The sequence below is a fragment of the Tundrisphaera macrotermitis genome, from assembly GCF_051175315.1.
Classification (GTDB): Bacteria; Planctomycetota; Planctomycetia; order Isosphaerales; family Isosphaeraceae; genus Tundrisphaera.
Genome location: NZ_CP195100.1, coordinates 7024895 through 7031387 on the forward strand (window position 1 = coordinate 7024895; position 6493 = coordinate 7031387).

Below are 6493 nucleotides of genomic sequence, written 5' to 3' on the forward strand. Positions count from 1 at the left end.
CGATCTCGCCGCGACCACATCGGCCGGGCCCATTGATCCTACGACACCGGAGGCCCCAGAACAGCCCGTGGCGTCGATCTCCCGGAAGGTGGAGCCCCGCCGCCGGAAGACCCATCAGCCGGCCCCCTTACGCTTCATCAAGCGATCCAAGTTCCTTCGACCATCCAGGATTCGAATCACCTGGATCGAATCCTCCTCGGGTCGAAAGAAGGCGACGTATGGCGCCACCGGGAAGCTCCGCAAGCCGGGGGCGAATTCCTCCCGGAGTTGGCCGGTTTCGGGGAACCGGGCATGATCGAAGCAGCGGAGCAGGATCTCGGCGGTCCATCGATTCGCGACGGCCTCGTCCCCCTTCCTCGCCAGATCCTTCCAGATGCGTTTCAGGTCCGATCGGGCCAACGCGGTCAGCCTGGGCTCATTCATGGGACCGAGTGGCCCCGCTCCTGGGCCAATTCGCGGCGTGCCTCGGCGATGATCGATCCGAGGGTCGATGAATTGAGCGGGGCGAGGATCCCCCGATCGGCCTCATCCAGGCCGAGTCGGATCTCCACCCTCAACTCCTCCTGGGCGAGCCGATCCTGCTCGTCCCGATCCCTGAGCAGCCGGAGGCCCTCGCGGACGACATCGGCGGCGGAGGTGAACAGGCCGCTTTCGACCTGCTCATCGATGAATCGCTCGAACTCGGCCGGGATGGGGACCTGCATGAGCTTCTCCTGATGGTTCGGCCAGTCAAGACTTCCGGGCATCCAGCAGGGCGGCGACGTGCTTGGCGAGCATGTCGGCCTCGATGTTGACGAGGTCTCCGGGGCGGAGGGTGCCCAGGGTCGTGGCCGCGAGGGTGTGGGGGATCAGCATCAAAGAGAACGAGCCGGGGGCGACGTCGACCAGGGTGAGGCTGACGCCGTCCACGGCGATCGAGCCCTTGGGGACCATCAGGGGCGCCCAGGCGGGGTCGACGTCGAAGGCGAGGAAGTCCCAGGTGCCCTCCGGGCGTCGTTCGCGGAGCGTGGCCGTGGCGTCGACGTGCCCCTGGACGAAGTGGCCGCCGAGGCGGTCGCCGACGCGGAGCGATCGCTCCAGGTTCACCGGGTCGCCGGCGGCCTTGCGGCCGAGGTTGGTGCGGAGCAGGGTCTCCGGCCCGGCCTCCACGTCGAAGGTCTCGCCGTCGAAGGCGATCACCGTCAGGCAGCAGCCGTTGACCGCGATGCTCTCGCCCATCACGAAGGGGCCGTCGCTCAGGCCCGGCCACCGCAGGGTGAACCGCCGCCCGGGGCCTTCCTCGACGACCCGATCCACCCGGCCCAACGCCTCGACCAATCCCGTGAACAACGGCCCGCCCTCCCGACCCTTCGCGTCATCGATCATCCGGCCCGACGCTTATGGTAGCACAAGGCCCCGATGGGTTAGAATCGGGGCCGAACCCCTCGTCGAACCCGATCCGCCCACGCCGAGCCCCCCGGAGGCATTCCGCCATGACGCCGCCCGTGAACCGCCGCGACTTCCTCGCCGCGACCGCCGCCCTGGCCGCCGCGCCGGGGATCGCTTCCGCCTCGTCCGCCCGCGCCCCGCTCAACGCCCTGCCCAAGGCCCCGACCGACAAGGTCACGCTGGGCAAGTCCGGCATCCAGGTCTCGCTGATCGGCATGGGCACCGGCAGCCACGGGTCGGGCCAGGCCAGCAACCAGACCAAGCTCGGCGTCAAGGAGTTCACCAGGCTGGTCCGACACGCGATGGATCGGGGCGTGACCCTGTTCGACGTGGCCGACCAGTACGGCTCGCACGTCTACCTGCGCAAGGCCCTGGAGGGCGTCCCGCGCGACCGGTACGTGATCCAGACCAAGACCCACGCCACCAAGTTCGCCGACTGCAAGAGCCACCTGGAGCGCTACTGCATGGAGCTGGGCGTCGAGATGATCGACATCGTCCTGCTCCACTGCATGCAGAAGAAGGGATGGCCCGCCGACCACACCGGTTCGATGGACTACCTGCGCGAGGCCAAGGGCAAGGGCCTGATCCGGGCCCACGGCACGAGCTGCCACGGCATGGACCCGCTCCGCACCTCGGCCAAGGACGACTTCGTCGAGATCGACCTCGCCCGGATCAACCCCGAGGGGCTGATCATGGACGACCGCAAGCCCGACGAGGTCTCCTCGCAGCTGGAAGAGATGCACGCCGCCGGCAAGGGCGTGGTCGGCATGAAGATCCTGGCCGAAGGGGCGTTCAAGGAGCCCGCCCGCCGCGACGCGTCGCTCCGCTACGTCCTGGGCCTGGGCACTGTGGACGCCTTCGTGATCGGCTTCGAGACCCCCGACCAGGTCGACGACATCTTCGCCCGGACCGCCGACGCCATCGCCTTCCACAACCAGGGCCGGCCCAAGGTCTGACCCCCGGCTCAGCCCGGCCCGGGCGGGTTCGCCTCCGGGCCGGGGTTGAGCGTCTTCCCGAGCCACTCGATGCCGCGCGGGATGCCGTCGCGGATCATCGAATCGTAGTGGTCGCCGCCCGGCACGACCTCCAGCGTGACCGCCTTGCCGGCGTCCCGGGCCTCCTCCGCGAACCGCTCGCTCTGGTCGACCGGCACGTTGCGGTCGTCCTGCGCGTGGAACAGGAACAGCGGGCAGGACAGCCCCGCGATCCCGGAGGAGGGGGAGAACCGCTCGATCAGCGGGCCCAGTCCCCTCTGCCGCAGGATCGCGACGCCCTGGTTCCCGAACCTCCGGGGCAGGTCCGTCGCCGGGGCGTAGGCGACGCAGGCCCGGATCCGGGGCTCGTTCTCGGCGAACAGGAGGGCCATCGTCCCGGCCGAGCTGTGGCCGGCCGCGGCGATCCGGCCGGGGTCGACCTCCGGGAGCCTAGCCAGGGCATACTCCAGCGCGATGTGGGCGTTGACCAGCCCGGCGCGGGCCCGGAGGAACCGGCGGGCCGCCCGCAGCATCTCCCGGCCGTCGGCCTCCTGGGGGTCGGCGACCGAGCCGTCCAGCTCGTAGGCCACCACGGCGAACCCGGCGCGGGCGTAGGGCAGGTGCTCGGGCCGGTCGCCCTCGGCCTGGGCCATGCCGGTGATCAGGTCGCTGCCGGCCGGCGCGATCAGGACGCAGGGCAGCGACCGCGGGGGGTGATCCCCGGCGGGCGTGTAGACCCAGAGCCGGCCGGAATGGCCGGGCGCGTCGATGGGGTCGACGAACCGCACCTCGCGGACCATCACCCCCGGCTCGATCTCGCGGGGCGGGCCCGGATCCGGGAAGCTCGGCAGGGCGATCCGCCCGTCCAGCAGGGGCGGGGGGGCGTCCATCGGCGCGAAGTTGGGCCGGGCGTTGGCCTGCTGGGCGTTCCTCGCCCGGCCGAACTGGTGGTTCCGGGAGTAGACCTTCAGGCCGATCAGGCCGATCACCAGGAGCACGCCGAGCACGCCCTTCAGGCCGCTCTCGGCGGAGGACGACCGGGCGGGCGGGCCGGGCTTCGGGTCGATCGGGCCGCCGAACAGCCCTTCCGGGTCGGCCGCGGCGGCCGGCCGGGCCGCCCAGCCGCCCTTGCCGCGGGCGGGCCCGTCCGGCGGGCCGTCGGCCCGGAGGTCGTCCGGGAACACGACCTCGCCGGGCGGGTCGGGGATCTGGATCCGGCCGCCGCACTGCTTGCACAGGGCGGTCTGGCCGGCGAGATCGTCCCGCACCTCGAACGGCCTGCCGCACCCATCGCATCGGAACCGGATCGCCATCGCCACCTCGGGAGGAATCATCGCCGGGGATCCGCGTCAATCGTGGCCACGTCAATCCTGATCCCGGACCGCCGCGGCGTCAACCGCGTTCGGGGAGTCTCGGGTGATCGGGCGAACATTCCCGCCCGCCCGGCGAAGTATCTGGGGGCAGGAATTCGGTCCGGAAGGGGGCGTCCATGAACATCAAGTCGACCGCGAAGAACTGGTGGGCCAAGGCCGGCATCGACCCCGGCGTCTACATCGGGAGCGACCCCGGCCGCGCCGAGGCGGCGGCCCGCGCCGGGTTCGCGGCCAAGGCCAAGCGGCACCTGGGCCAGATCCCCGGGGCGAAGCAGGTCGTGGCGATGTACTTCTGCATGCTCGACCCCGCCACGCCCGCCTGGGTCAAGGGCGTCGTGGCCGCGGCATTGGCCTACTTCATCCTGCCGCTGGACGCGATCCCCGACTTCCTCCCGATGGTCGGGCTGGGCGACGATGCCGGCGTCCTGGCGGCCGCGTTCACGACGGTCTCGTCCTACGTCACCGACGAGCACCACGAGAAGGCCCGCGCCTGGATCGCCGACGAGATGCCCGGCGTGAAGGCCGCGGCCACCGTGCGCGCCTGATCCCCGGCCCCGGCCGCCGGCCCCCGCACCGCGGGCGCCGGCGGACCCCGCCCGGTTTTTCATCAGCACATTCGACCATCAAAATTTCTTTCGGAATCGGATCCGCCCGGAATCCCGCCGCCTCTCCCTTGCGTCCGCCCCTTCCCAGGTTTATAAAACTATGGATCCCGGTTTCTGACGCCGGGATCGCATGCCACAGGCTGGGCCCCGCGATTCCTCCCCGGGGATGACGGATTCGCAATCATCCGCCGACCGTGATCCTGCCCTCCCATCATCCCCTCCCGATCTTTCCCAGGGTTCTTCGACTGATGATGAAACTCTCCCGACCGTCTTCGTGGGCGCCCCTGGCGTGCGCGTCGCTCCTGGCCGTCGCCTCGTCCGGCTGCGGCATGGCCGGATCGGATGACCTGCCCCGAGAGGCGATCTCCGGGAAAGTCACCCTGGACGGCCAGCCCCTCGCCCAGGGCGTGATCCAGTTCCTCCCGGCCAGCCGGAACGAAGGCATTGCCGGCGGCGCGACCATCGAGGCCGGCTCGTACTCGGTCCCCCGGGCGCAGGGCCTGGTCCCGGGCCAGTACCGGGTCACGATCAACAGCGTCAAGGACGGCGGGGCCTCGCAAGCCGCCCCGGCGGACAGCCCCGGGCCGATCGTCGCGGCCGAGGTCCCCAAGGAACTCCTCCCGCCCAAGTACAACGCCCAGTCCGACCTGGTCGCCAAGGTCCAGGCCGGGCAGGCCAATCAATTCGACTTCGACCTCAAGTCGAAGTAGATGGCGGGTCCCCGGGGGGCCGCCGCGGAGTGCCGGCCCGCGCCTTCCCGGACTTCCGAAATCCGCGCCCGTGGTCGCCCATCGGCCGGGCGTGGCGGGACCGTCGCTTCGGTGAAATCCATCCATTCTTCCTCGAAAGGTAGGCCATGATTCATCGCAAACGCTCGGGCTTCACGCTGATCGAATTGCTGGTCGTCATCGCGATCATCGCGGTGCTGATCGCGCTGCTGCTGCCGGCCGTCCAGGCCGCCCGCGAGGCCGCTCGCCGCTCGCAGTGCACCAACAACCTGAAGCAGCTCGGCCTGGCCGTCGCCAACTACGAGAGCACCAACGGGTCGCTGCCCCCGGGCGTCAAGTACCAGGTGTGGGGCACCTGGAACGTCTTCATCCTGCCTTACATGGAACAGGCCTCGCTCTACAACGCCTGGAACAACTCGGGCCATTACGCGGACGGCGGGCTCACGGCGCTCCGCTACGCCGGCGTGGCCAACACGACCGTGACGTCCGCCCGGATCGCGACCTACACCTGCCCCAGCGATTCGATGAGCGAAGGTTACGGGACGCATAACACGCTCTCATTCAATTACTCCGCCAATTACGGCAATACCGCCATCAACACCGTCTCCGGGACCACCAGCACGGCCCCGGCCCAGGTCTACAACACCTTCATCTACGGCGGGGCGCCGTTCACCGACATCCTGATCGGCGCGGTCCGCCTGGGCGACATCCGCGACGGCCAGAGCAACACCATGTTCTTCGCCGAGACCATCCAGGGCCAGGACCAGAAGGGGCTCGGCAAGTACGACCTCCGCGGCTTCACCCACTGGTGGGAGGCCGCCGTGTTCCAGGGCTCCGTGCCCCCCAACACCAGCCAGCCCGACCTGATGCAGGCCGGCTATTGCCTGGACAAGTCGGTCGTGCCGGACAATCCCCCCTGCATCACCTCCACCTCGACGGCGACCGCCCCGGCCACGGGCCTCAACTACGTCCACGCGGCCCGCGGCCGGCACCCGGGCGGGGTCAACGTGGCGATGGGCGACGCCAGCGTCCGGTTCGTCAAGAACACGGTCAATCTCTACACCTGGGCGGCCCTCTCCACGTCCAAGGGCGGCGAGGTCATCAGCTCCGACGCCTACTGAACCATCCCCCGACGAGGCGGCCGGGCCCGGCCCCGGCCGCCTCGGATCGCCCGAAGTCGGCGCCCCGACGCGCCTTGAATCTTTCGCAAACTTCGTCGCGGCGCCCACTTGACGTTTGACAGCCGGCCAATCGGGGCGCATAACTCCCTGGCCGCCGAGAACCACCCTTGACTTTGCCCCCGGGTCCGCCATCGGACCCATCGACGCAACCCTCACGGCCGGACCGTTCCGACGATTCGGGCCGCATGACGGGCGGGGGTGGCG

The 6493-nt window shown here is 70.0% G+C and carries 8 protein-coding genes; 4 read left to right on the forward strand and 4 right to left on the reverse strand.

Annotated elements, in window-relative coordinates; translation table 11 throughout:
- Window positions 1-114 precede the first annotated feature (114 nt).
- The 3 genes from TA3x_RS28450 to TA3x_RS28460 are packed head-to-tail and all read right to left on the reverse strand — an operon-like array spanning window position 115 to window position 1329.
- Complete coding sequence (locus TA3x_RS28450; RefSeq protein WP_435018050.1) at window positions 115-423, reverse strand: type II toxin-antitoxin system RelE/ParE family toxin; 309 nt, start codon at window positions 421-423, stop codon at window positions 115-117.
- On the reverse strand, window positions 420-704 hold the full coding sequence (locus tag TA3x_RS28455; RefSeq protein WP_435018051.1) for a type II toxin-antitoxin system ParD family antitoxin: 285 nt from the start codon (window positions 702-704) through the stop codon (window positions 420-422). The genes TA3x_RS28450 and TA3x_RS28455 overlap by 4 nt, the downstream gene beginning before the upstream one ends.
- A gap of 25 nt (window positions 705-729) precedes the next feature.
- Window positions 730-1329 carry a riboflavin synthase gene (locus tag TA3x_RS28460; protein WP_435018052.1) on the reverse strand — a complete coding sequence of 200 codons (600 nt, stop codon included), beginning with the start codon at window positions 1327-1329 and terminating at the stop codon, window positions 730-732.
- 143 nt (window positions 1330-1472) lie between these two features.
- On the opposite strand from TA3x_RS28460, the gene TA3x_RS28465 reads away from it, so the two are divergent.
- The gene (locus tag TA3x_RS28465; protein ID WP_435018053.1) at window positions 1473-2384 is read left to right on the forward strand and encodes an aldo/keto reductase; all 912 of its coding nucleotides are present in this window, start codon (window positions 1473-1475) and stop codon (window positions 2382-2384) included.
- A gap of 8 nt (window positions 2385-2392) precedes the next feature.
- Here the strand turns inward: TA3x_RS28465 and TA3x_RS28470 are convergent, their stop codons facing one another.
- The gene (locus TA3x_RS28470) at window positions 2393-3736 is read right to left on the reverse strand and encodes an alpha/beta hydrolase family protein (protein WP_435018054.1); all 1344 of its coding nucleotides are present in this window, start codon (window positions 3734-3736) and stop codon (window positions 2393-2395) included.
- Between the two features lie 155 nt (window positions 3737-3891).
- On the opposite strand from TA3x_RS28470, the gene TA3x_RS28475 reads away from it, so the two are divergent.
- The 3 genes from TA3x_RS28475 to TA3x_RS28485 all read left to right on the forward strand — a co-directional run bounded on the left by TA3x_RS28475 (window position 3892) and on the right by TA3x_RS28485 (window position 6229).
- The gene (locus tag TA3x_RS28475) at window positions 3892-4320 is read left to right on the forward strand and encodes a YkvA family protein (RefSeq protein WP_435018055.1); all 429 of its coding nucleotides are present in this window, start codon (window positions 3892-3894) and stop codon (window positions 4318-4320) included.
- Window positions 4321-4628: 308 nt separating this feature from the next.
- Window positions 4629-5090: a hypothetical protein gene (locus TA3x_RS28480; RefSeq protein WP_435018056.1), complete on the forward strand. Its 462-nt coding sequence runs from the start codon at window positions 4629-4631 to the stop codon at window positions 5088-5090.
- A gap of 149 nt (window positions 5091-5239) precedes the next feature.
- On the forward strand, window positions 5240-6229 hold the full coding sequence (locus tag TA3x_RS28485; RefSeq protein WP_435022454.1) for a DUF1559 domain-containing protein: 990 nt from the start codon (window positions 5240-5242) through the stop codon (window positions 6227-6229).
- Window positions 6230-6493 lie beyond the last annotated feature (264 nt).

Coding starts and splice junctions, on each gene's coding strand:
- TA3x_RS28450 (WP_435018050.1), bottom strand. CDS start 423: ATGAATGAGCCCAGGCTGACCGCGTTGGCCCGATCGGACCTGAAACGC.
- TA3x_RS28455 (WP_435018051.1), bottom strand. CDS start 704: ATGCAGGTCCCCATCCCGGCCGAGTTCGAGCGATTCATCGATGAGCAG.
- TA3x_RS28465 (WP_435018053.1), top strand. CDS start 1,473: ATGACGCCGCCCGTGAACCGCCGCGACTTCCTCGCCGCGACCGCCGCC.
- TA3x_RS28470 (WP_435018054.1), bottom strand. CDS start 3,736: ATGATTCCTCCCGAGGTGGCGATGGCGATCCGGTTCCGATGCGATGGG.
- TA3x_RS28475 (WP_435018055.1), top strand. CDS start 3,892: ATGAACATCAAGTCGACCGCGAAGAACTGGTGGGCCAAGGCCGGCATC.
- TA3x_RS28480 (WP_435018056.1), top strand. CDS start 4,629: ATGATGAAACTCTCCCGACCGTCTTCGTGGGCGCCCCTGGCGTGCGCG.